At 67.4% G+C, this 21,947-nt stretch carries 19 protein-coding genes and 1 pseudogene; 5 read left to right on the top strand and 15 right to left on the bottom strand.

Features of this window, described 5'->3' with window-relative positions; translation table 11 throughout:
• Positions 1-145 precede the first annotated feature (145 nt).
• The 6 genes from AU187_RS18370 to AU187_RS18345 form a co-directional block, all read right to left on the bottom strand.
• Positions 146-709 (bottom strand): pentapeptide repeat-containing protein, encoded by a 564-nt coding sequence (locus AU187_RS18370; protein WP_059167118.1) that lies wholly within the window; start codon positions 707-709, stop codon positions 146-148.
• A 4-nt stretch (positions 710-713) separates the two neighbouring features.
• Complete coding sequence (locus AU187_RS18365; protein ID WP_059167117.1) at positions 714-1,316, bottom strand: GTP-binding protein; 603 nt, start codon at positions 1,314-1,316, stop codon at positions 714-716.
• Positions 1,297-1,713, bottom strand: a complete 417-nt coding sequence (locus AU187_RS18360) for a DUF742 domain-containing protein (RefSeq protein ID WP_059167116.1) — start codon at positions 1,711-1,713, stop codon at positions 1,297-1,299. The genes AU187_RS18365 and AU187_RS18360 overlap by 20 nt, the downstream gene beginning before the upstream one ends.
• A gap of 7 nt (positions 1,714-1,720) precedes the next feature.
• Positions 1,721-2,140: a roadblock/LC7 domain-containing protein gene (locus AU187_RS18355; RefSeq protein ID WP_059101474.1), complete on the bottom strand. Its 420-nt coding sequence runs from the start codon at positions 2,138-2,140 to the stop codon at positions 1,721-1,723.
• Positions 2,137-4,797 carry a HAMP domain-containing sensor histidine kinase gene (locus AU187_RS18350; RefSeq protein WP_059167115.1) on the bottom strand — a complete coding sequence of 887 codons (2,661 nt, stop codon included), beginning with the start codon at positions 4,795-4,797 and terminating at the stop codon, positions 2,137-2,139. Before AU187_RS18350 ends, AU187_RS18355 begins: the two co-directional genes overlap by 4 nt.
• A 267-nt stretch (positions 4,798-5,064) precedes the next feature.
• Positions 5,065-5,670 (bottom strand): class I SAM-dependent methyltransferase, encoded by a 606-nt coding sequence (locus AU187_RS18345; RefSeq protein WP_059167114.1) that lies wholly within the window; start codon positions 5,668-5,670, stop codon positions 5,065-5,067.
• A gap of 77 nt (positions 5,671-5,747) precedes the next feature.
• Between AU187_RS18345 and AU187_RS18340 the strand changes: the two genes are divergently transcribed.
• Positions 5,748-6,212 (top strand): tRNA (cytidine(34)-2'-O)-methyltransferase, encoded by a 465-nt coding sequence (locus tag AU187_RS18340; RefSeq protein ID WP_059167113.1) that lies wholly within the window; start codon positions 5,748-5,750, stop codon positions 6,210-6,212.
• 55 nt (positions 6,213-6,267) lie between these two features.
• Here AU187_RS18340 and AU187_RS18335 read toward each other — a convergent pair whose 3' ends face one another.
• Positions 6,268-6,915, bottom strand: a complete 648-nt coding sequence (locus AU187_RS18335; protein WP_059167112.1) for a nitroreductase family protein — start codon at positions 6,913-6,915, stop codon at positions 6,268-6,270.
• Between the two features lie 22 nt (positions 6,916-6,937).
• Between AU187_RS18335 and AU187_RS18330 the strand changes: the two genes are divergently transcribed.
• Positions 6,938-7,354, top strand: coding sequence for a TIGR03667 family PPOX class F420-dependent oxidoreductase (locus AU187_RS18330; protein WP_059167111.1), 417 nt, complete (start codon positions 6,938-6,940; stop codon positions 7,352-7,354).
• 33 nt (positions 7,355-7,387) lie between these two features.
• Here the strand turns inward: AU187_RS18330 and AU187_RS18325 are convergent, their stop codons facing one another.
• Positions 7,388-8,674 carry a flavin monoamine oxidase family protein gene (locus AU187_RS18325; protein ID WP_059167110.1) on the bottom strand — a complete coding sequence of 429 codons (1,287 nt, stop codon included), beginning with the start codon at positions 8,672-8,674 and terminating at the stop codon, positions 7,388-7,390.
• Between the two features lie 45 nt (positions 8,675-8,719).
• Between AU187_RS18325 and AU187_RS18320 the strand changes: the two genes are divergently transcribed.
• Positions 8,720-9,286: a TetR/AcrR family transcriptional regulator gene (locus AU187_RS18320; protein ID WP_059167109.1), complete on the top strand. Its 567-nt coding sequence runs from the start codon at positions 8,720-8,722 to the stop codon at positions 9,284-9,286.
• 42 nt (positions 9,287-9,328) lie between these two features.
• Here AU187_RS18320 and AU187_RS18315 read toward each other — a convergent pair whose 3' ends face one another.
• From AU187_RS18315 to AU187_RS18295, 5 genes are read right to left on the bottom strand one after another with little or no spacing between them, the layout of a single operon-like run.
• A complete protein-coding gene (locus tag AU187_RS18315) occupies positions 9,329-10,468 on the bottom strand; it encodes a 3-ketosteroid-9-alpha-monooxygenase, oxygenase component (protein ID WP_059167108.1) in 1,140 nt (379 codons plus the stop codon).
• Positions 10,461-12,044, bottom strand: a complete 1,584-nt coding sequence (locus tag AU187_RS18310; RefSeq protein ID WP_059167107.1) for an FAD-binding protein — start codon at positions 12,042-12,044, stop codon at positions 10,461-10,463. Before AU187_RS18310 ends, AU187_RS18315 begins: the two co-directional genes overlap by 8 nt.
• Positions 12,041-13,711 (bottom strand): steroid-22-oyl-CoA synthetase, encoded by a 1,671-nt coding sequence (gene casI, locus AU187_RS18305; protein WP_059167106.1) that lies wholly within the window; start codon positions 13,709-13,711, stop codon positions 12,041-12,043. The genes AU187_RS18310 and casI overlap by 4 nt, the downstream gene beginning before the upstream one ends.
• Position 13,712: 1 nt before the next feature.
• Entirely contained in the window at positions 13,713-14,264 is a 552-nt protein-coding gene (locus tag AU187_RS18300; RefSeq protein WP_059167105.1) for a hypothetical protein, read from the bottom strand.
• Positions 14,265-14,313: 49 nt separating this feature from the next.
• Positions 14,314-15,468, bottom strand: a complete 1,155-nt coding sequence (locus AU187_RS18295) for a PucR family transcriptional regulator (RefSeq protein WP_059167104.1) — start codon at positions 15,466-15,468, stop codon at positions 14,314-14,316.
• A 92-nt stretch (positions 15,469-15,560) separates the two neighbouring features.
• Between AU187_RS18295 and AU187_RS18290 the strand changes: the two genes are divergently transcribed.
• Positions 15,561-16,196 carry a PepSY domain-containing protein gene (locus AU187_RS18290; protein WP_059167103.1) on the top strand — a complete coding sequence of 212 codons (636 nt, stop codon included), beginning with the start codon at positions 15,561-15,563 and terminating at the stop codon, positions 16,194-16,196.
• A gap of 50 nt (positions 16,197-16,246) precedes the next feature.
• Here AU187_RS18290 and AU187_RS18285 read toward each other — a convergent pair whose 3' ends face one another.
• On the bottom strand, positions 16,247-19,537 hold the full coding sequence (locus tag AU187_RS18285) for an error-prone DNA polymerase (RefSeq protein ID WP_059167102.1): 3,291 nt from the start codon (positions 19,535-19,537) through the stop codon (positions 16,247-16,249).
• A gap of 72 nt (positions 19,538-19,609) precedes the next feature.
• Here AU187_RS18285 and AU187_RS18280 point away from each other — a divergent pair.
• Positions 19,610-20,950, top strand: a pseudogene (locus AU187_RS18280) (erythromycin esterase family protein); the annotation flags it as partial.
• 95 nt (positions 20,951-21,045) lie between these two features.
• Here the strand turns inward: AU187_RS18280 and AU187_RS18275 are convergent.
• Complete coding sequence (locus tag AU187_RS18275; RefSeq protein ID WP_059167101.1) at positions 21,046-21,933, bottom strand: universal stress protein; 888 nt, start codon at positions 21,931-21,933, stop codon at positions 21,046-21,048.
• Positions 21,934-21,947: the final 14 nt, after the last annotated feature.

Raw genomic sequence — 21,947 nt, 5'->3', positions numbered from 1 at the left:
GACTCAAATCCACCTCAACACCAGAAGGAGCGAACGAAACCATAACCGCATCATGACAGCACCCACCGACAAATCCGACCGACCACTGACACTGCCTGCGAAATCACGCAAATAGCCGCCGCAGCAGCTGTTTTCGATCAGCGATTCACTCGCCGTGGATGTTCAGGCCGTGGGCGGCGGCGTAGGCCAACGCTTGGTCGACATCGATCTTTGCGCCGCGCAGGCTCGCGGTGGTCCACAACGTGGCGTCCGTTCGGGCGCCGCGCAGGTCGGCCTCGTCCAATCGGACGTTCTGCAGCCGGGCGCCGCTCAGATCCGCGCCGCGAAGCACCGCCTTGCGCAGATCGGTGTCGACAAGACCGGCCTCGCGCAACCGGCACCCGGCCAGATCCACCCCGCGCAGGTCACATCCGCCGAGGACCGCCAAGGTCAGGTCGACGTCGACCAGGGTCAGCGGCCGCAACCGGCTCTCGGTGAACACCGAGCCGAGCATGCTGCACTGCCGGAAGATGCCGTGGTGCAACGTGGCCCGCTCGAAGCGGCAGTTGCGGAATGCGGAGCCGACGTGCTCCGATTCGGTGAAGTCGACGCCGCGGAAGTCGCACTCGTCGAACACGGTCCGCGCGGTGCGCAGCCTGCTGAGGTCCTCATCGCGGAAGTCGTGACCGACGAATTCGCGTTCGGTCCAGACCTCTTCGTCAGAACTCACCCGATCAGCCGCGCAACGAGGTCAAGCTGTCGAGCGCGTACTCCGTGATCGCGATCAGCGCCGCCTTGGTGGAGCGCCGGTCGCGAGCGTCGACGGTGATCACCGGGATGTGCTCGGCCAGGGCCAGCGCCTTGCGAACCGCCGCGGCCGGATGCCTTGGCGCACCGTCGAACTCGTTGACCGCGATCAAGAACGGCAGATTTCGCGCCTCGAAGAAGTCGACCGCGGCGAAGCTGTCCTGCAGGCGGCGCACATCGACCAGGATGATCGCGCCGATCGCGCCGCGGACCAGGTCGTCCCACATGAACCAGAACCGGCGCTGCCCGGGCGTCCCGAACAGGTACAGAACCAGATCCTCGGCGAGCGTGATGCGGCCGAAGTCCATCGCCACAGTCGTGGTGTTCTTCTGAGGGGTGGCTTCCAGGCCGTCGAGGCCCGCGGACGCCGTCGTCACCAACGCCTCCGTCCGCAGCGGCATGATCTCTGAGACCGCGCCGACGAACGTCGTCTTGCCGGCGCCGAATCCGCCGGAGATGACGATCTTCGTCGAGGCAGCCTGCCCCGACGTGTTCGGCGCCCGGCGCTCCTCAAAGTGCCCTGAGGCCACGCAGTGTCCTTCCTATCAGCTCACGTCGTTCGTCGATGGTGGTCGACTCGCTCAAGGTGCCGCGCACCGCCACATAACCCTGCGTCACCAGATCCCCGATCAGCACGCGCGCCACGCCGAGCGGCAAGGATAACTTCGCGGCGATCTCGGCAACCGACGGGCGGTCGACGCACATGGTCAGGATCTGGCCGCGCACATCGCTGCTCGGCCATCGCGTCGGCTTGTCCGAGTCGAGCGTCTCGATCGGCGCTTCCAACGGGAGGTAGACGCGGGAGTCGGTGCGGCCCGCGGTCAGGATGTAGGGCCGAACGAGACTCGGCTCTTCCCCGACATCGCGTTCCCACCGCGATCTGCCGGCCGCCTCGTCAGCCTCGTCCCAACCCTTCGGATCATCCATGGGCCGCTCACGAGTGCTGAGGCGCGCGCCGTCGAGCGGACTGGACGACGGTGCCCACCCGTTCGACCAATACCGCCATCTCGTAACCGATCTGGCCGATGTCACAGTTGCGGGTCGCCAAGGTGGCCAGGTTCGAGCCGTCGCCGACCCGCATCAGCAGCAGGTAACCGTTCTCCATCTCGACCACCGACTGCAGCACATGGCCGCCGTCGAACAGTTGCGCCGCGCCGGTGGACAGGCTGGCCAGACCGGACGCCACCGCCGCGAGCTGGTCGGCGCGTTCGGTCGGGATGTGCTCGCTGGCGGCCATCAGCAGACCGTCGGCGGACACCAGAACGGCGTGGGACACTCCGGACACTTCGCGGGCGAATCTCGAAACCAGCCAGTCGAGCGAGTCGCGCTGCGTCGATCGCGCCGGGTAGGTCATTCGGTATCTGTTCCTCTGTTTCCCGTGGTCTCTCTTGCGTGCGAACGGCCGGCATGCACCCCGCCGAAGTGGCTGCTGATGCTCGCGCGAACGGCCTCCGGGTCCCGCTGCGGCGCACCTGCGGATGAGGTTCGCTCTCCCGCGCCGAACTCAGCCGCCGATGCTACCGTCTCGTCGCCGGCGGCAGCGGCGCCCGGCACCAGGCGCGCGCCGGGGTCACGCATCGGAAGGCCCTCGTCGGTGACGCGGGTGACCGGAGCCTCGTCGGCGGCGGCCGCAGCCGACCAGCCATGGTCCCAGACGGACTCCCAGTTCAGGTCCTCGCTGTTGGCCAGTTCAGTCGGATCGACCAGCCACTCCGACAGCATGCTCTGATAGATCGCGTCGTCCGAAGCGGCTTCCCCCGACGGTTCGACCGCAGCAGCGCGCGACGGTTCCGGTTCCGGTTCCGGCGCCCGCTCGCTCGCCGTCTGCGCCCGCGCCGCGAAGAACTCGGAGGTGTCCGTCGGCCGCTCGGCGACGGGCGTAGGGGGCTGTGCGGCGGTGACGTCGGCGATTCCACTGGCGCCGGGGTTGCGTTGCGGCAGAAGCGAAACCGGCGCCTCGGCGTGCCCGTTGAGGTGTTCCGGCTCGGCGTGCCGGCCGTCGCGGTTCGCCTCTCGGTGATCGTCGTCGAGCGCCAACGCCGTCGCGATCCCCGCGTGGGCGTCGGCGGGCATCGCGTACTCGGGTTCGCTGAACTGATCGGGCTCGCCGGCCCGCCTGAGCAGCTCGGCGGGTACGTACACGCCCGCGGTGGTGCCCGAATTCGGTTCGCCCGCAACGGTGCTGCGCAACCGGACCACCAGCCCGTGCTGCGTCGCGAGACGGCCCACCACGAAAAGGCCCATGTGGCGCGCCGTGTACGGGTCGACCTCTCCGCCGGACTGCAGGCGGGTGTTGGCGACCCGCAGGTCCGACTCGGTCATGCCCAGTCCGATGTCGCTGACCTCGATGACCAGTCCGCCATTCGCCGTGTGCACCGCCGAGACCCGCACCTGCGAGATCGGCGGGGAGTACCGCAGCGCGTTGTCGAGCAGTTCGGCCAGCAGGTGAACCAGGTCGCCGGCGACCGCACCGCTGACCTCGCTGTCGGGCACGGTCGCGGTCACCACGCGGGTGTAGTCCTCGACCTCGGACGCGGCGGCGTTGATGACGGCCGATACCGGGACCGGTTCAGCTTGTTCGCGCGGCACCCTGGCGCCCGACAACACCAGAAGGTTGGCACCGTTGCGGCGCATCCGGGCGGCCAGGTGGTCCAACCGGAACAGGCTCTCCAGCCGCTCGGGGTCTTCCTCGTCGCGCTCCAGCCGGTCGATCAGCGACAACTGCTGGTCGACCAGCGACCTGCTGCGGCGCGAGAGGGTTTCGAACATGTCGCCGACCTGCAACTGCAGCCGCGATTGCTCAGCGGCCAGGACGACGGCTTGCTCGTGTAGTTCGTCCACCGCGTGCGCGACCTGACCGACCTCTTCGGAGGTGTGCACCGGAATCGGCGTGATCGGTGGAGCGTCGCCCCCCGCGCGCACCCGCTCGATCTCCTTCGTCAGGTCGTCGTGGGCAACCTTGAGCGCGCTGTCCCGTAGCCGGCGCAGCGGGCGCACCAGCGTGCGCGCCACCAGGATCACGATGATCAGCGCCAGCAGGATCGCCCCGCCGACGATCGCCGCGTCGCGGATCGAGGTGGTGCGCTGCGCGTCGGCCCGCTCCTGGACGGCGGAGGTGACCGCGGTGGTGATGCGGTCGATGATCTGGCGGGCGATCTGCTCGGTGGCGGCCACGGACGCCAACAGTTCGGGGTTGTTGACCAGGGGCACCGCCGGGTTGGTCATCAGCGCCATCCGCTTGACGAACTCGGCCTGAAGCTTCTGCGCCTCCGGCGATCCCACCCCGAGCACCTGGCTCATCCCGAATAGCGTCGACGGCTCGGTGCCCGCGAGCGCGATCACCGCGGTCCGCAGCTCGGGCTCGGGCAGCTCGGCACCGCGGGTGAGCGCCAGCTTCTGCATCGTCATCTGGCCGCGGGCGCCGATCGCGCGGGACAGGCCGAGCGTCTCGGCGCGGATGCGCTCGTCATCGACGCGGACCGATCCGGTGACCGCATCCTCGGCTGGCAGCAGCAGCAACGCGTAGGCCTGGATGGTGTCGCGCAGCCCGATGGTGTTCGAGGCGACCTTGTCCACCAACGCCTGACCGTCGTCGATCATGGTCGTGACACCGCGACGCACGTCGGGTGCGACGTCCGTGCCGTCCAACCGGCGATGCAGTTCCCGACGGCTGCTGTCGAACCGGGTCAGTGCGGCCTGGATGTCCCCGCCGGTGGAAGTTGCCAGCATCGCGCCTTCCAGCGCGGCCATGTAGCTCTCGATGGCGGGCACCATTTCGGTGCGCTCGGCGGCGCGACGCAAATCCGATTCCTCGGTCACGCTGCCGTAGATACGCAAACCGCCGAATGTTCCGGCCAGAATCAGCGGCACCAATACGATCGCGAGCACTTTCCAGCGGACGGGCCAATTCGACAGCGCCCACCGCGACGGCCGCTTTACCGGTGGCTCCGGTTGGGGCTCGAAATCCACGAGCGTGCCATCGGCCTGCTTGAGCTGGGAGAACACGCTCATCGACGCGCGCCCCCGCTGTCGGCCGGCGGCCCGGGATTCAGTAACGGCGCATCGTTCATAAGGCTTCCCACTGATTTCCTACTGATATTGCCCCGCCCCCGGCGGGCACGTTCTGGCCCTGGCAATTGGTCGAGTATGCCAGCGATGTGCGGCCGATTCCACAATTCTTACTGAACAGACAGAGTTCATAACCGCAGCTCAGAGCAGTTGTGCGAATTCCGGGCAAATACCGGAACGCGATTGTGATGCGGGCGCGCCGGCCGCGGATTACGCCGGCCGGAGAAGCGCGACGAGGAAGTCGGAATTGTCGGTGAACGGCCGAACGTCCCAGGTGGACAACAGAAGGTCGGGCGCCAAGCCCGCGGCGCCGGCGTCGTCGAAGAATTCGGCGAATTCATAGTCGCGGCCGGCGCCGAAGCCGATCACCGCCCGACCCTCGACGCGCAGATGGGCACGCAGCCGGGAAAGCACCTGCACCCGGGTGCTCGGCGCGAGGAACGTCATCACGTTGCCTGCCGACACGATCACGTCGAACGGTTCGGTGATTCCCCGTGCGGGCAGGTCGAGCTCGGCGAGATCGCCGACCAGCCATCGCGGGCCGGGGTGGTCCTGTTCGGCTGCTTCGATGAGTGCCGGATCGACGTCGACGCCGACGACGCGGTGACCGGCCGCGGCCAGGTATCCGCCGAGCCGCCCTGGACCACAACCGGCGTCGAGGATGTGGGCACCGCGCGGCGCCATGGCGTCGACGAAGCGGGCCTCGCCGGCCAGATCTTCGCCGGCGCGGGCCATCGCGCGGAAGCGCTCGATGTACCAGTGCGAGTGCCCGGGATCCGCCGACACCTTCTGCATCCAGAGGCTCTGCGCGACCATGGAAGCATTATCGCAGCAGACGGTCGGCGAGCCGGTGGCGGTGACGTCGTAGCGCTCTCACGCTGAAGAGGTCGTAGTTGTTCAGGTTGATGTTCTTTGCGCCGCGCATCGCTCCCAACACCGGGAATGCGATCCGGATGGTGGCCGCGACCGGGTGCGAACTGCACCTGGTCGAGCCGATGGGGTTCGACCTGTCCGAACCGAAACTGCGCCGCGCCGGCCTGGACTACCACGACCTGGCGTCGGTGACCGTGCACCGCGGCCTCGCCGCCGCCTGGGCCGCGCTGGCGCCCGAGCGCGTCTACGCGTTCACCGCGCACGCGGCGACCTCGTTCACCGACGTCGAGTACCGGGCCGGCGATGTGCTGATGTTCGGGCCGGAACCCACCGGATTGGACGCCGAGACGCTGGCCGATCCGCACATCACCGCCCAGCTGCGGATCCCGATGCTGGCGGGCCGGCGCTCGCTGAACCTGTCAAACGCAGCCGCGGTCGCCGTGTACGAGGCGTGGCGCCAACACGGGTTCAGCGGAGCGGTGTAGTCACCTTCCGATGTGGGCCCACGCCCGAAGGGCAGGGACGCTCGTGCGGAGCGCGTTACCAGCTGTTGAAGTGCGCGATCTGCTCGACGGGCAACCGCTTGGCGGGGCGGAAGTCGGTGCCCTTGGTGTAGGCGATCGGGAACAGGCCGCCCTGGCTGTACTTGTCATGCGGGATGCCGAGCAGTTCGGCGGCCTGCTTCTCGCCGTCACCGAGCAGATGCAACGTCGTCCATGCGGAGCCGAGCCCGCGCGAGCGCAACGCCAGCATGTAGCTCCACGCCGCCGGCAGCAGCGAGCCCCAGAAGCTCGCACTCCCCGCGCCGGGTGCACCGTCGACGCGACCCTCGAGACACGGGATCAGCAGCCACGGGACCATCTCCATGTTCTCGGCCAGGTACTCGGCCGACGACACCACCGCCTGTCGCCGTTCCCCGCGGCTGTCGCCGTCGGTGTACTCGGGTTCGGGCATCGTTCGGTACAGCTTCCAGCTGGTGCGGTAGATGTCGGCGAGCGCCTTCTTCTTGTCGGGCTCGTCGACGAAGACCCACTGCCAGCCCTGGGCGTTGGATCCCGTCGGCGCCTGCACCGCGAGCTCGAGACATTCCAGCAGCAGCTCGCGCGGCACCGGCTTGTCCAGATCCAGCCGCTTGCGCACCGAACGGGTGGTGGTCAGGACTTCGTCCACGGACAGGTTCAAGGTCATTTTTCGAGACTACATTCGCCTCATGGCAATCGAATTCACGAAAGAGGTGGCGGACAGGCTCGCCTCCGACAAGTACGGCTGGTTGACCACGGTGGCGAAGTCGGGACAGCCCGTGCCGAAGTTGGTGTGGTTCTTCTTCGACGGGTCCGACGTGTTCGTCTACAGCGAACCGCGCGCCGCCAAGGTCAGACACCTCAGGGCGAATCCGCGGGTCAGCCTGAACCTGGATTCCGACGGGAACGGCAGCGGGATCATCGTCGTCGGCGGCACCGCGACCGTCGACGCCGAGAACGCGAACCCGTTGCAGGACGAGCGGTACCGCGCCAAATATGGCGAGTACGCGGCCAGCCTCGGTTTCAGCGAGGAGTTCCTGGCCGCCTACGACACGCGGCTGAAGATCAGCGTCGACAAGGTGTGGACCACACCGACCGGGGGTTAGTTCGGCCCCCTTTTCTGGCGAGGTACCGGGGCGCTAAACCGTGAGTGCGCTCAGCGTCTTGGCGGCGGCTCGCTCGCCGCTGCGCACAGCGCCTTCCATGTTGTCGGGCCAGCTGCTGCGCTCCGCGCCGGCGAACTCGATGACGCCATGGCCCTTGCTCAGCAACGGACCCACCGCGCACACCTCGCCGGGAGCGAACACCGCGTCGCAGCCCTCGATGTAGTCCTGCTCGGCCCACCGCACGACGGTCGGGCAGCGCAGTTGATGTGGTTGCACCCCGAACGCCTCCGCCAGATCGGCGAGCAGTACATCGTCGTCGATGGCCGTCCCCGTGGCCGGGCAAAAGCCCGTCACCCGGTCACCACGCCGCCAAGCTCCCCACAGCACGTCACCGCCCAACACCGTGTTGTGGCGCACCGAGTGTCCGCGCGGCAGCAACGCGATCACCTTTGTTCCGGCGTCGATGTGCAGTTCGGCTAGTCGCGCCAGATCCGGTGGCAACGGAGGATCGAATACGACGCGGGGCAGTTGCGTCACCGGAATCGCCACGATGACCCGCTCCGCGTCCACGGTAAGGTTGCCCGCCCGGACCTCAGCACCATTGGCGCGCTGCGTGATTCGGCTGACCGGTGTGTTGAGCCGAACAACGTCGCCGAGCGGCGCCGCCATCCGGGCGGCGACCTGTTGAGCGCCTTGGCTGATGCGCCACTGGAACACAGCGGTCATGCTGCGCCACGGGCCGCCGGCAATGCGGAGCAACCAGAGCAAATGCAGCAGCGACATCGAGTCCAGGTTCTCGCGGGCAAGGGAACCGACGAGCCGTTCGAGCAAGTACCGGCTGCCGCCGTCGAGACGGCGCTCGTCGAGCCATTCGGCGACGGATCGTCTGTCGAGTTCGGCTGCCCGCGATGACCTCCACGGTGCGTCGGAATCGATCCTCCGGGACAACCACGCGAGGGAACTGAACGCACGTACCAAACCCAGCCAGGTGCCTGGTGGCGGTAATCGTCGACGGGCCCGCCGGCCCGGCAGTCGCCAAACCATGGGGTATCCGACGTGGCGGGCCGGCTCGACGTCCAACCCGAGCTCGCGTACCAATCGATGCATTCTCCGATGGGCCCGGCCGATCCATTCGCCGCCGAAGTCGGCGACTGATCCGTCCAGATCGCGCGACCGCGCCCGGCCGCCGACCTCGTCACGAGCCTCGGCGACGAACACGCTTTTTCCCGCCCTGCGCAGGTGGCGAGCGGCGGCCAGACCGGCGAGTCCCGCGCCAACCACCGCGACGTCGACACGCAGAGCGGTATCCTCTGCAGCCATGAGACAAACGTATCAGACAAATGTCTCAATCGGAACGGAGTGGAAATGACTCGACGCACCGGAAACCGGCAACGCTTGCTGGATGCAGCCATTCGGTGCATCGAGGACCGGGGCTACGCGCGGACCACCGCCCGTGACCTCGTGCAGGCGTCGGGGACGAACCTCGGCGCGATCACCTACCACTTCGACTCCAAGGAGGCGCTTCTCAACGAGGCACTTGCTGAATGCAGCCGTCGCTGGCTGCAACAGATGCAGCAGGCCGAAACCGCAGTGTCGTCAGGCGATCCGTTGGCAGACACCATCGCCGCTGCGTATGGCGCCCTTCGCGATGGGCGGGTGTTTGCCGTGGCGTATGTCGAAGCGTGGGCCCAGGCGGAGCGCAACCCCGCTCTGCGTGCGCAACTGGCCGCGCACTACCGCGAATTCCGCACGGCCACGGCGACACTCGCTCAGTCCCTGACCCGCTCGTCGTCGCTGCCCGACGCGGAAGCTCTGGCGGCGATACTGGTGGCGGTCGCCGACGGCCTTGTCGTTCAGTGGCTGCTCGACGCCGACTCGTTGCCGGAACCTGCTCGGCTGGCCCGGGCGCTCACACAATTCGGTGTCACGTAATGGGCCGAGACGTCGAGCCGTTGGCGTGCGCCCGCCGCTGGCCTACTTCGCCAACTCGGACCGCCCGCGTGCCGCGAGGTTCGCCGCCACTTCCCGCTCCCACACCCCCATGGCCTGGGTGGTGTCGACCTCGAGTTCGAAGCGGTCGGTCATTTCGGCGGTGACGTCGGCGACGTCGACGTAGAACTGCTCGTACCACCGCCGGTGCTGGTAAACGGCGCCATCCTCTTCCGTCAGCAGCGGGTTGTCGATCCGCGTCTTGTTCTTCCAGATTTCGACGTCCTCGAGGAACCCCTCACCGAAGGACCGGTTCATCGCCGCGGCGAGCTTGTTCGCCTTGTCCGGGGGAAGGCCGGGCATCTGCTGCACGGCGACGCCCCATTGCAGCACAAACGAATTGTGGGTGACCGGATAGTGGCAGTTGATCAGCACGACCTCGACGGTGAAGCCGGGACCGAGATCGTTGTGCAGCCAGTTGATCATGTAGGCAGGGCCGAAATACGTGGCCTCGGAACGCAGATATGTGCCGTCCCAGAGTTTTTCGGGATTGGGCGTGGAATCCGGACGTGGTTTGGATTCCATGTACTGGCTCGCCATGTGACCCTCGATCACATTCTTGAAGTAGGTCGGGTAGGCGTGATGGATGTAGAAGAAGTGCGCCATGTCGACGTTGTTGTCGACGATCTCGCGGCAGTGCGAACCCTCGATCAGGATCGAGTTCCATTGCCAGGGCGACCAGATGCCGTCGCTGTATCCCTCGATCTCCGGCGGAGTCAGCTCCGACGGCGGCGAGGAGCCTTCCGGGTCGTGCCACACCAGCAGCTGGCCGTTGACCTCGCAGGTGGGCCACTTGCGGGTTCGGGCCAGCCGCGGTACCCGGCGCGCATAGGGCACATCGACGCAGCGACCGGTCGAGCCCTGCCACCGCCAATCGTGAAAGGGGCACGCCAGGTTGTCCTCTTTGATGGACCCGCGGGAAAGATCGGCGCCCATGTGCCGGCAGTAGCCGTCGAGGACGTACAGCTCACCGGTCGAGTCGCCGTACACCACGAGTTTGGAGCCGAACGCCTCGACACCGTGCGGTTGCCCGTCACGGAACGCGTCAGCCAGACCGAGACAATGCCAGCCACGGGCGAACCGCGTCATCGGTGCGCCGGTGTCGATCTCGCGAATGTCACTCATCGGCTGTTGATTCCTTACGCGAGCGCTCGTCATGGTCCCTGCCTAACATGTCTTTGATTGCCAGGTGGCTGAACAGCATGCTGGTTCCGATCGGATTGCCGCCGCCCGGATAGGCCGTGCCGCTCGGCGCGGCCATCGTGTTGCCGGCCGCATACAGCCCGCGAATCGGGTTGCCGGAGGTGTCGAGGACCCGCGCCGCGGTGTCGGTGCGCAGACCACCCTTCGTGCCGAGATCGGAGATGCCGAACATGGCGGCGTGAAACGGCGCCTTCTCGATCGCGACGAGTGGTGAGCCACCGCCGAAGAAAGCGCGGTCGTACGCTTCGTCACCCCGGCCGAAGTCCTCATCGGTGCCGTCGGCGACGAATTCGTTGAACCGCGCGACCGTCGCCGCCAGATTCTCCGCGGGCACGGCGATCTTGTCGGCGAGCTCCTCGAGCGTGCCGGCGGTGTGCCAGAGCCCCGCCTCGATGTACTGTGCCGGCTCCACCATCGACACGTTGGTGGCCTTGACCGGCGGTATCTCACCGTCCCGGTCGTCGTAGATCATCCAGTACGGCAACGTGATCGAGCCATCGGTCAATTGGGCGAGAATGTCGCGGCCGATTCGGTCGTACGGCGCGGACTCGTTGACGAACCGCCGGCCGTCCTGGTTGACGAAGATGCCGCCGGTGAACCACAGCGCAAACGCCGAACGCCCGTCGGGATGCGTCATTCCCGGCGACCACCACGCCTGATCCATCAGATCGGTGTCCGCGCCGACCGCGACGGCCGCCTGCAACGCTTCGCCGCGATTCCCCCACGGCCCCATCGTGTCTCGTACCGCACCGGGTACGCCGTAACGGCGACGGAGTTCCTCGTTGCCCTCGAACCCGCCGGCAGCCAGCAGCACGCCCCGCCGCGCGCGGATGGCCCTGCGTTGCCCCTCCGTCTCAACGATCGCGCCGACCACTCGGCCGTCCTCGAGCACCAACTCGACCAGCGCGGTGTTGCGTCGCAGCGCTGCGTGTGAATATTGGCCGATGGCCTTGAGGAACCGGGCGATCAGAGCGCGACCGCCGATGAAGTAGTCGTCGGGCCGTGGCGTGCCGAGCCGATCGGCGTCGAGCGGGCCGCGCACCAGCTCACGCAGTTCCGGTGCCTTGGCAACGGCCAACGGCCGTGCGGCGATATGCCGTTGGCCGTCAAGGCGCGCCTTGGGCACCTTGCCGAAATAGTCCGGCCAGGGCAGCACCTCGAATTTCAGATGCGAGTCGTGTTCGAGGTATTCGATCAGCGGGGCACCGCCGCGGACGTAGGTCTCCTGAAGTTCATACGGCGTGCGGTCTCCGACCACGGCGTGGTAGTACTCGAGCGCATCCTCGATCGTGTCGTCGGTACCGGCCCGCACCAGAACCGGATTGCACGGGAACCACACCCCGCCGCCGCCGGAATATGCTGTTGTGCCGCCGAATTGATCGGTCGCTTCGACGAGGATGACGTCGAGTCCCTCGCGCGCGGCGGTGTACGCGCCGGTGACACCGCCGCCCCCCGATCCGGCGACCAGCACGTCACATTCGTCGTCCCAGCCACTCATGCGTATTGCTGCCGCCCGTGAAGCTCGAATTCGGCGTCCAGTGACCGCTTTTCGTCGTCACTCATACGCTGGTACACGGGTGCACCTCTCCCGGTCCACCGGTACACCGGCTCGTCGGTGTGCCATCGCTGTCGTTGCAGTTGGCGTTTGAGCACCTTGTTGGAGCCGGTGACGGGCAGTCGGGTCGACAGCCTCAGGAACCGAGGAACGCCCTTGCTTCCGAGGTCCTGTTGGCTCGCCAGATAGGCGGTGAACTCCTCGATGTCGAAGGCGTCCGGATCGGCCACCTCGATCGCGGCCATCACCTGATCGCCCGAGCGTGGATCCGGCACCGCGAACACCCCCGCCGCGACCACCCGCGGATGACGTCGCAGCACCCGTTCGATCGTCAAGGCCGAGGTGTTCTCGCCGTCGACCCGGATCCAGTCGCCACGCCTGCCGGCGAAATAGAGGAAGCCGGCCTCGTCGAGGTAGCCGAGGTCTCCGCTCCAGTACCAGCCGTTGCGGATCCGTTCGGCGTTGGCCTCGTCGTTGCGGTAGTAGCCCTCGAAACTGCGGGTGCCGAATTTGTCGACGATCTCGCCGACCGCCGCGTCCGGATTGCGTACACGGCCGTATTCGTCGAGAACCGCTCGCGCACAATCTTTCAACGTGTCCGGGTGCACCACCGCGACACCGTCGTGTAACGGGCGGCCGAGCGCTCCAGCGGGCGCGTGCGGATCAGGAGCCACCACCGCGCCGCCCTCGCTGGACCCGTAGCCCTCGAACAGTTCCGCGCCGAACCGGCGGCGGAACTCGGTCTGGTCGTCAGGTGACGCCTCCGTGCCGAAGCCCCGAACCAACGGGTTGTCGGCGTCGTCCGGTCGCTCCGGGGTGGCCATCAGATAGGCCAGTGCCTTTCCGACGTAGGTGAAGAACGTGGCGCCGAAATACCGCACGTCCGGCAGGAATCCGGACGCCGAGAACGACGGTGTGAGGCACACCGTGGCGCCGTTGGCCAGCGCCGGTGCCCACAGCGCCATGATCGCGTTGCCGTGGAACAACGGCATGCAGCAGTACTCGACGTCGGCTCGCGAATGTCCGAATTTCTCGGTGGCGGCGTAAGCGATACGGGCCAGCCTGCCTTGACTGCATTTGACCGCCTTGGATGCGCCCGTCGTGCCGGAGGTGAAAAGCAGGAGCAGCAGCGAGTCCTCGTCCACGCCCGCGGTGACACTGGGTTCGACCCGATGCGTGTCGACAGCCCTGCCGTAGCCCGGATCGTCGATCACGAGGAATCGATCCGCGGCCAAGCCGAGTTCCAGCTCGCGCAACCGATCGAACCCCGCGGTGTCGGTGACGATCAATTGGCAATCCGCGTGGCGTATTTCGGCTGCCAGCTCGGCCGCACCCCGAGTGGGGTTGATGCCGACCACCGTCGCTCCGACCAGGGCGGCGCCGCCCAGCCAGAACACGAAATCCGGGACATTGTCCAGCAGCACCCCGATATGAAACGGGCCGTCGCACCGCATCGCCTGGGCCAGCGCACCGCGCGCCGCGGATTCACGCACAACCTCATCCCAGGACCAATCCCGCTGGCGGGTGCGCAGACCGAGATGCTCGTCACCGAGGCGATCGAGCAGCAGGTCCGCGATGGACTGGCGTCTTGACGAGACGTCGGAACGCATTTCAGGCGGACGGATGGACAAGGTCCAGGTAGGCCTGCGGCAGTTCCTCGCGCGACAGTTTGGTCATGCTGACCACGCCGGGATTGTAGGAGTCCTCGCCGAGGATCTTTCCGTTTTCGTCGATCGGCCACAGCAGCAACTGTCGGAACACGACGAGGTAGTCGGCGTCGACATCGTCGACGGGAATCCCGATGCGTTGGGCCTCTGCGCCGGGGTAGATCTGTTTGAGCAGACCCTCGGTCACCAGGCAGTGGTCGTCGACGACGAGCCGCTGCACCTCGAACTCGAGAATGTTTGTCCGGGTGGCAAGGAAGTCGGTGTAGTAGGTCTGCACACCCGCGGTGGTCTTGGGACCGAAGTCGCCTTCGGCGCCCCAGAAGTGGTAGTCCGGATGCGGAGCCAGCGTGGCCATCAGGCGATCCATATCCGGGGCGGCTTCGGCTTTCATGTGCTCGATCACGGCGTTCAGCACGAGGCGGTGCCGTTCATTGGTGGTGTCGGCCAGGCGCTTTTCCAGCGGTTCCCACGTTCGGGTGGGATCGATAACTGCCATGTGGTCATCATCACGGAGCCGCAGCGTACAGTCACCCGCCGTCCGTCGATCAAATCCGTTGATCCACCCGACATGTGTCGGGCTCGAGCAACTCCTCCGACGACAGGGCGATGCGGCGCACCATGAGCACCAACGTCGCCAGGAACCGGTCCATCGGGTCATCGAGATCCCACCCCATCGTGCGCGCCACCTGGGCGAGGCGAGCCGCGACGGTGCTGTGGTGCACGTGCAACTCCGCGGCCGTTCGGCGCAGCGAGCCGAACACAAGGAACGCCTCGACGGTCTGCACCGCGAGCGCACCCGTCGGCGCCGCCGCGATCTCGTCGATGCGGGCCATCTCCCGGTTGCCACGCACCCGATCGAGCGGCAAGTCGGCCAGCAGCTCGAGCAAACTGAGCCGTTCGTACGCGATGGCTCGCCTGCCGTAACCGGTCGACGATGCGAAGCGCAACGCGCGCATGGCTTGATGCCAGGACGTCGGCGCGGCGAACACACTCCCACTGGAGCCGATTCCGACCCATGGTCCGCGGTCGGAGTTTGCGCGTCGCGGGGACGGGAACGCGTCGACGATCGCCCGCTCGAGCCCGTCGGAGAGCGCTCGGGTATCGCCGGCGTGCTGGCACAGCACCGCCGTGGCGTTGCCGATCGCGACCGTGCGCACCGCCACATCGGCGAGTTCGCGGGTGATGATCTGCAGCGCATCGGACGGTGATTGCGCAGAAACGGCGAGGACGCGAACCTTGCGGGTTTCGTCGAGCCCGAGCAGGCGAATGGCCCGTGCCCGGTCCTCTCGATGTTCCTTTTCCGAAAGCACGACCTCTAGCAGTGCCGGATCACCGAGCTGCGGTGTGACCGAGCTGCGTGTCAGAACCCTTCGCAACGAGTGGCGCACGCGGTCGATGAGCACCGGGTCCAGCTCCGAAGGGCCGCCCGCACGTTCGACCCACACGACCGGTTCGTCGTCAAGCGACGGCGCCGCCGGGACGTTCCCCGCGGTGTCGAGCGCACCCGCCGTGTCATAGAGGATGACGACGCCGGATGCCCACCGCGCGCCGACCGGGCATTCGGCCAGCAATGCGGCCGAGCGCACAACGGTGTCGGCGCTCGCCGCTGACTCGTCGACCTCGTCGAAGTAGGCAATGATCCGCAACACCGACGCGGGGTCGGATCCCAGCTCCGACATCCGAACCGGGCGGCGGCTCATGCCGCCAGCTTAAGCCGTCGGCTGGGTTGACGTTTCACCATCGAGTGGCTGGGCAACTCGGATGTGACAGTGGGTCAGGAAGGGGCCGGGTCATGGTCGATGGACATTTCACGTCAAAGTGCCGATACGTTGCAGCGCCCGCGTTGCTCGGGGTGTTGGTGGTGGCATTCAGCGGATGCGCCGGCGGTAGCGACGAGGATGCAGGTTCGGCGGGGACCACCCCGGCGCCGGAAACGACAGCTGCTGCGCCCGCGGTGACATCTTCTGCGCCGGCCACGGCTACTCCGGCAAACACCGGCATCGACGCGCTGCGCCGGGCCGGAAGCACTGCGACCGCAGCCGTGCCCGAGAGCACGCTGATCTCCATCGAAACCGAGCGAGATGGCCGGTGGGAGGTTCAGGTCGTCACTGCCGACGGCACCGAGCACGAGATGGACGTCTCCAACGACGGCGCCACGGTGACGATGGGGCCGACGGCCAAAACCGAGGACGAAGCCGACAAGGCCAAGCACCGCGAACGGGTGCAGGCCGCTCAGGTGGACTACCAGGCAGCGGCGGACAAGATCCTCGCCGAGGTGCCCAACGGCACCATCACCGAACTCAACCTCGATAGCAACAACGGAACGACGGTCTGGGAAGCCGATGTCGTCGACGATTCTCAGACCAAGCACGAAGTCACCATCGATGCCGGTTCCGGCCAAGTGCTGCAAAACACGACCGGACGCTGAGCATCGCCTGCGAAAAAACGGCGGGTCGCCGGCCTGAGTAGTCCGGTGAGTTAGCGGAAGTCGCGGGACTTCGAGCCGATGGCCAAGGTGAGCTTGCCCATCCGCTCGGCGACGACGGTGACCGCGCCGGTCGCGTTCTGCACCTGACCGCGAATCAACAATGCCGCGGCGGTCTGCGCCAACTTGCGGTGCCGCGCCCACACCCCGCGCGAGCAGATGATGTTGACCATCCCGGTTTCGTCCTCGAGGTTGAGGAACGTGGCGCCCTGGGCGGTCGCGGGCCGCTGGCGGTGCGTGACGGCCCCGGCCACCAGCACCCGGGAGCCGTCGGGCACGTCGAGCAGCTTGCCCGCCGGTATCACCCCCATGGTGTCGAGATCCTCGCGCAGGAACTGCGTGGGATAGCTGTCGGAAGAGACGCCGGTCGCCCAGACGTCCGCGGCGGCCAACTCGAGTTCGGTCATACCGGGCAGTGCGGGAATGTGTGACGACGCCCCCACCCCGGGCAGCCGGTCGGGCCGCTGGGTGGCGGCCGCCCCCGCCGCCCACAGTCCTTCGCGCCTGCTGATGTCGAAGCAACCCAACGCTCCCGCGGTGGCCAACGCCTCGGTCTGCGGCACCGACAGTTGCACCCGGCGGGTCAAGTCCAACAGGGAGACAAACGCGCCGTTGGCTTTTCGTTCATCGACCAACTTCTCGGCCAGCTCGTCGCCGATGTGGCGGACATTGCCCAGACCCAATCGGACCGCGTTTCCTGCGTCTTCGAGGGTGGCGTGCGCCAGGCTGGCATTGACGTCCGGGCGCCGGACGACGACACCGTGTCTGCGAGCGTCGGCCACCAGCGACTGCGGGGAATAGAAGCCCATCGGTTGCGCGCGCAGCAGCGCGGCGCAGAACGCGGCGGGGTGGTGCAGCTTGAACCACGACGAGTAGAACACCAGCGACGCGAAACTCAGCGAATGGCTTTCCGGGAAGCCGAAGTTCGCGAACGCTTCCAGCTTCTCGTAGATCCGGTCGGCCACCTCGCCGGTGATGCCGTGCCGCTGGCGCATACCGTCGTAGAACCTGCCGCGAAGCCGGCGCATCCGCTCGGTCGACCGTTTGGACCCCATCGCGCGGCGCAGCTGGTCGGCCTCGGCGGCGGAGAATCCCGCGCAGTCCACCGCGAGCTGCATGAGCTGCTCCTGGAACAGCGGTACCCCCAAGGTCTTGTGCAACGCCGACGCCATCGACGGATGTTCATAGGTGACGGGCTCTTCCCCGTTGCGCCGCTTGATGTACGGATGCACCGATCCGCCCTGGATCGGGCCGGGCCGGATCAGCGCCACCTCGACGACCAGGTCGTAGAACACGCGGGGTTTGAGCCGCGGCAGGGTGGCCATCTGCGCGCGCGACTCCACCTGGAACACCCCGACGGAGTCGGCCTTTTGCAGCATCTCGTACACCGCGGGCTCGGACAGGTCCAGCTGGGCCAGGTCGACGTCGATACCTTTGTGCTCGCGCACCAGGTCGATGCAGTAGTGCAGCGCCGAGAGCATGCCCAGGCCGAGCATGTCGAACTTCACCAAACCGATTGCCGCACAGTCATCTTTGTCCCACTGCAGCACACTGCGGTTCTCCATCCGCGCCCATTCCACCGGGCACACGTCGGCGATGGGCCGGTCGCAGATCACCATGCCGCCGGAGTGAATGCCCATGTGCCGCGGCAGGTTGGAGATCTCCTTGGCCAGCTCGATCACCGGCTCGGGGATGTCTTCAACATGCGGCGTCTCGGTGAGGTTGCCCCACTGCCCGAGCTGCTTGCTCCAGGCGTCCTGCTGACCCTGCGAGAAACCCAGGGCGCGAGCCATGTCGCGCACCGCGCTGCGGCCCCGGTAGGTGATCACGTTGGCCACCTGGGCGGCGTAGTCGCGGCCGTATCGGTCGTAGACGTATTGAATCGCCTTCTCCCGCAAGTCCGATTCGATGTCGATGTCGATGTCCGGGGGGCCGTCGCGCGCCGGGGACAGGAACCGCTCGAACAGCAACTCGTTGGCCACCGGGTCCACGTTGGTGACGCCGAGCGCGTAGCAGACCGCGGAGTTGGCCGCCGATCCCCTGCCCTGGGCCAGAATGCTGTTCTCTGCGCAGAACCGGGTGATGTCGTGGACCACCAGGAAATAACCCGGGAAGGTCAGTTGCTCGATGACCTTCAGCTCGTGCTCGATCTGCGCGTACGCCCGCGGCGCCCGCTCCGGCGGCCCGTACCGTCGGCGGGCACCCTCCATCACCAGATGCCGCAGCCAGCTGTCCTCGGTGTGCCCGTCGGGGACGTCGAACGGCGGCAACCGGGGCGCGATCAACGAGAGCCCGAACGCGCACTGCTCGCCGAGGTCGGCCGCGGCGAGCACCACCTCGGGACGGTCGGCGAACAGTCGCGCCATCTCCGCGCCCGACCGCAGGTGCGAACCGCCCAGCGGGGCAAGGTAACCGGCCGCCTCGTCCATCGAGTGCCTGGCGCGGATCGCCCCCATCGCCATGGCCAGCCGGCCCCGCGACGGCTCGGCGAAGTGTGCGGCGGTGGTCGCGACGACGTTCAGGCCGAAGCGCGGCGCGAGTCCGGCCAGAGCGGCATTGCGTTCGTCGTCACACGGATGCCCGTGGTGGGTGAGTTCGATGCTGACCCGGTCCCGGCCGAACCGGTCGACCAGGTCGGCCAGCGCGTCGGCGGCCGCGTCGGGACCACCGGTGCAAAGCGCTTGTCGGACATGGCCTTTGCGGCATCCGGTGAGGATATGCCAGTGCCCGCCCGCAGCCTCGGTCAACGCGTCGTAGTCATAGCGCAGGACTCCCTTCTCGCCGCCGGCCAGATGCGCCCTGGCGAGTTCGCGTGACAGCCGCCGGTAGCCTTCGGGGCCGCGCGCCAGCACCAGCAGATGCGGCCCGGGCGGATCGGGATCTTCGGTGCGGTTACCCCCGCCGAGCGACAATTCGGCGCCGAACACCGTCGACATCTCCAGTTCCTTGGCGGCTTCGGCGAAGCGCACCACCCCGTAGAGGCCGTCGTGGTCGGTCAGCGCGATCGCCCGCAGATCGAGTCGGACCGCTTCCTCGACGAGTTCCTCCGGTGTGCTGGCGCCGTCGAGGAAGCTGTACGCCGAGTGCGCGTGCAGTTCGGCGTACGGCGTCGACGAGGCCGGCCGGTCAACGTCGGCCGTGTACGCAGCACGCTTGCGCGACCAGGCCGGGCTGTCGCCGCCGTCGCCGATCTGCTCGTCTATGGGCCAGCCGGCACGGCGCGGTTTGCCGTTGAGCACCCGCTCCATTTCCGTCCAGCTCGGCGGCCCGGTATGCCAGCCCACCTATGCAGTGTATCGAACATGTGTTCGGTCATGAAGCGAGGTGTTTCGGGTATGCGAAAGACCATGGTCCGAGCTGCGACGGCCGCCGATCAGGTGCGAGGAATCATCGTCGACGCACCCGACGGCGTGCCACCACCCGACGTAATGGACGCGCTCATCGGGGACGCACGGGTGGTGCTGATCGGCGAGAGTTCACACGGCACCCACGAGTTCTATCGAGCCCGGGCCGAGATGACGAAGTGGCTGATCGAGGAGAAGGGCTTCCTCGCCGTCGCCGCCGAGGCCGACTGGCCCGACGCCTACCGGGTGAACCGATATGTCCGCGGCATCGGAGGCGACGCCGACGCCGAGCAGGCCCTGCGCGGTTTCCGTCGCTTCCCCACCTGGATGTGGCGCAACACCGTAATCCGCGACTTCGCCGAGTGGTTGCGTGCCCACAACCGGAACAGGGCCTACGAACAGCAGGCGGGCTTCTACGGCCTCGACATGTACAGCCTGCACCGGTCGATGGAGGAGGTGATCGGGTACCTCGACAAAGTCGACGCGGCCGCGGCGGCGCGCGCGCGTGAACGTTATTCGTGCTTCGACCACGCCTCATCCGACGAAGACGGCCAGGCCTACGGTCACGCCGCCGCGTTCGGCGCGGGTCAGGACTGCGAGCAGGCGGCCATCGACCAACTGCTCGACGTCCAGCGCCATGCCGTCGAGTACGCCCGCCGCGACGGCCTGCTCGCCGAAGACGAGGCCTTCTATGCCGAACGCAATGCGCACGTGGTGCGCAACGGCGAGGCGTACTACCGCGGCATGTTCGCCGGCCGCGTCAACACCTGGAACCTACGCGACACACACATGGCCGACACGCTCGACGCGTTGCTGCAGCACCTCGATCACGACGGCTCCGGCCGAGCCCGAATCGTGGTGTGGGCACACAATTCTCACGTCGGCGACGCCCGGGCCACCGAGATGTCCGCCGACGGGCAGACCACGCTGGGCGCCCTGGCCCGCCAGCGCTACGGCGAGCACACCCGACTGATCGGATTCTCCACCTCCACCGGCACGGTGACTGCGGCCAGCCGGTGGGGCGGCGCCGCCGAGCGCAAGATGGTCCGGCCCGCCCGGCCGGACAGCGTCGAAGGCCTGCTGTCGGAAGTGGGTGCACGCTCCTTCTATGTGGCCATGCGTGCGGACGGCCGCGTCGCAGCCGAGCCGCTCGACCAGACGCGGTTGGCCCGCGCCATCGGCGTCATCTACCGACCGCAGACCGAACGCCAGAGCCATTACTTTCATGTCCGGCCGGCCGGTCAGTTCGACGCGGTGATCCACATCGACCGCACCCAAGCGCTCGAGCCGCTCGAGCGCACCAGTGAGTGGATCGAAGGCGAAGTGCCGGAGACGTATCCGTCCGGGCTGTAGCGCGCGCAGTCCTACGCTCGATATTGCGCGGAGGGCTGCGGTTGTTTCGTCGCAACAACCCTGTGTGCAATCTCGACGTTGGCGTCGTCAGACTGTTACGGCAGGTCCTCTGGGCCGAGTTGTTCGCGCGGCACCACCACCATCGGGACGTGGAGCACGCGCAGCATCTTGGCCGCCGTCGACCCCAGGAACAGCCGCCGCGGCGCGCTGAGTCGGCTCGACCCGACCATGATCAGATCCCCGTCCTGCCAGTCCAGCTTGCTCACCGCCTCTTCGACCGTCGCACCATCGACGATCGTCGACGCCACGGGAAAACCCTGCGGCAGCTCGGCTTTCGCCGACTCGTGAACGTAGCGCGCATGCGCCAGCGCCCGCTCCCGCGCCGCGTCGCCGTCCTTACGCAATGCCCCGAACGTCGGGTCCAAGGCCACCAGCGACACCAACCGCAGCGGCGTACCTGCCGCCCGACTGAATTGAACTGCGGTGTCCAGCAGGATGTCTGCGCCTGCGCGCTCCCCGATCGCACATGTCACTTCTCGCACGCGGTCGATGCCCGAGTCGCGGGTTCCCCGAGGCGCCACCGCGACCGGCACCGGAGCCGAGTGCAGCAGCTCGTTGACCACCGACCCCAGTGAGAAGCCACCCGCCAGACCGCCGCCCGCTGCGCCGACGACGATCATGTCGGCCTCGACGCGCGCCGTCTCCTGAATGAGCCCGTCGGCCGACGAGTCGTCGAACCGGACATGGCTGCTCACGACGATGTCGTCGGGCACCGTGGCACTGGCGGCGGTCAGCCACTCCCGAGCCTGCGCGATGAGGTGCTCCTCGAAATCGCCGATCGGCTTGATCGACGGGGCCACCCGGTCCGGCGGCAGCACGATGCACAGGTCGAGCTCAGCGCCGAGCGTACGGGCCAGCCGCACCCCGAGCGCCACCGCATCGGCACCGCCTGAAGTGGCCAGATAACCAACGACGAGCCTCATGGTCGACCATCCTG

This window comes from Mycobacterium sp. IS-1556, assembly GCF_001499985.1.
Classification (GTDB): Bacteria; Actinomycetota; Actinomycetes; order Mycobacteriales; family Mycobacteriaceae; genus Mycobacterium.
The sequence above is the reverse complement of the archived record's forward strand: the minus strand, read 5'-3'. Positions and strand labels throughout refer to the sequence as shown.

What these genes read in the sequence shown, in the direction of transcription:
- AU187_RS18350 (WP_059167115.1), bottom strand. Translation starts at nt 4,797, where the DNA reads ATGAGCGTGTTCTCCCAGCTCAAGCAGGCCGATGGCACGCTCGTGGAT.
- AU187_RS18360 (WP_059167116.1), bottom strand. Translation starts at nt 1,713, where the DNA reads ATGGATGATCCGAAGGGTTGGGACGAGGCTGACGAGGCGGCCGGCAGA.
- casI (WP_059167106.1), bottom strand. Translation starts at nt 13,711, where the DNA reads ATGCGTTCCGACGTCTCGTCAAGACGCCAGTCCATCGCGGACCTGCTG.
- AU187_RS18330 (WP_059167111.1), top strand. Translation starts at nt 6,938, where the DNA reads ATGGCAATCGAATTCACGAAAGAGGTGGCGGACAGGCTCGCCTCCGAC.
- AU187_RS18355 (WP_059101474.1), bottom strand. Translation starts at nt 2,140, where the DNA reads ATGACCTACCCGGCGCGATCGACGCAGCGCGACTCGCTCGACTGGCTG.
- AU187_RS18310 (WP_059167107.1), bottom strand. Translation starts at nt 12,044, where the DNA reads ATGAGTGGCTGGGACGACGAATGTGACGTGCTGGTCGCCGGATCGGGG.
- AU187_RS18315 (WP_059167108.1), bottom strand. Translation starts at nt 10,468, where the DNA reads ATGAGTGACATTCGCGAGATCGACACCGGCGCACCGATGACGCGGTTC.
- AU187_RS18290 (WP_059167103.1), top strand. Translation starts at nt 15,561, where the DNA reads ATGGTCGATGGACATTTCACGTCAAAGTGCCGATACGTTGCAGCGCCC.
- AU187_RS18295 (WP_059167104.1), bottom strand. Translation starts at nt 15,468, where the DNA reads ATGAGCCGCCGCCCGGTTCGGATGTCGGAGCTGGGATCCGACCCCGCG.
- AU187_RS18275 (WP_059167101.1), bottom strand. Translation starts at nt 21,933, where the DNA reads ATGAGGCTCGTCGTTGGTTATCTGGCCACTTCAGGCGGTGCCGATGCG.
- AU187_RS18300 (WP_059167105.1), bottom strand. Translation starts at nt 14,264, where the DNA reads ATGGCAGTTATCGATCCCACCCGAACGTGGGAACCGCTGGAAAAGCGC.
- AU187_RS18320 (WP_059167109.1), top strand. Translation starts at nt 8,720, where the DNA reads ATGACTCGACGCACCGGAAACCGGCAACGCTTGCTGGATGCAGCCATT.
- AU187_RS18335 (WP_059167112.1), bottom strand. Translation starts at nt 6,915, where the DNA reads ATGACCTTGAACCTGTCCGTGGACGAAGTCCTGACCACCACCCGTTCG.
- AU187_RS18325 (WP_059167110.1), bottom strand. Translation starts at nt 8,674, where the DNA reads ATGGCTGCAGAGGATACCGCTCTGCGTGTCGACGTCGCGGTGGTTGGC.
- AU187_RS18345 (WP_059167114.1), bottom strand. Translation starts at nt 5,670, where the DNA reads ATGGTCGCGCAGAGCCTCTGGATGCAGAAGGTGTCGGCGGATCCCGGG.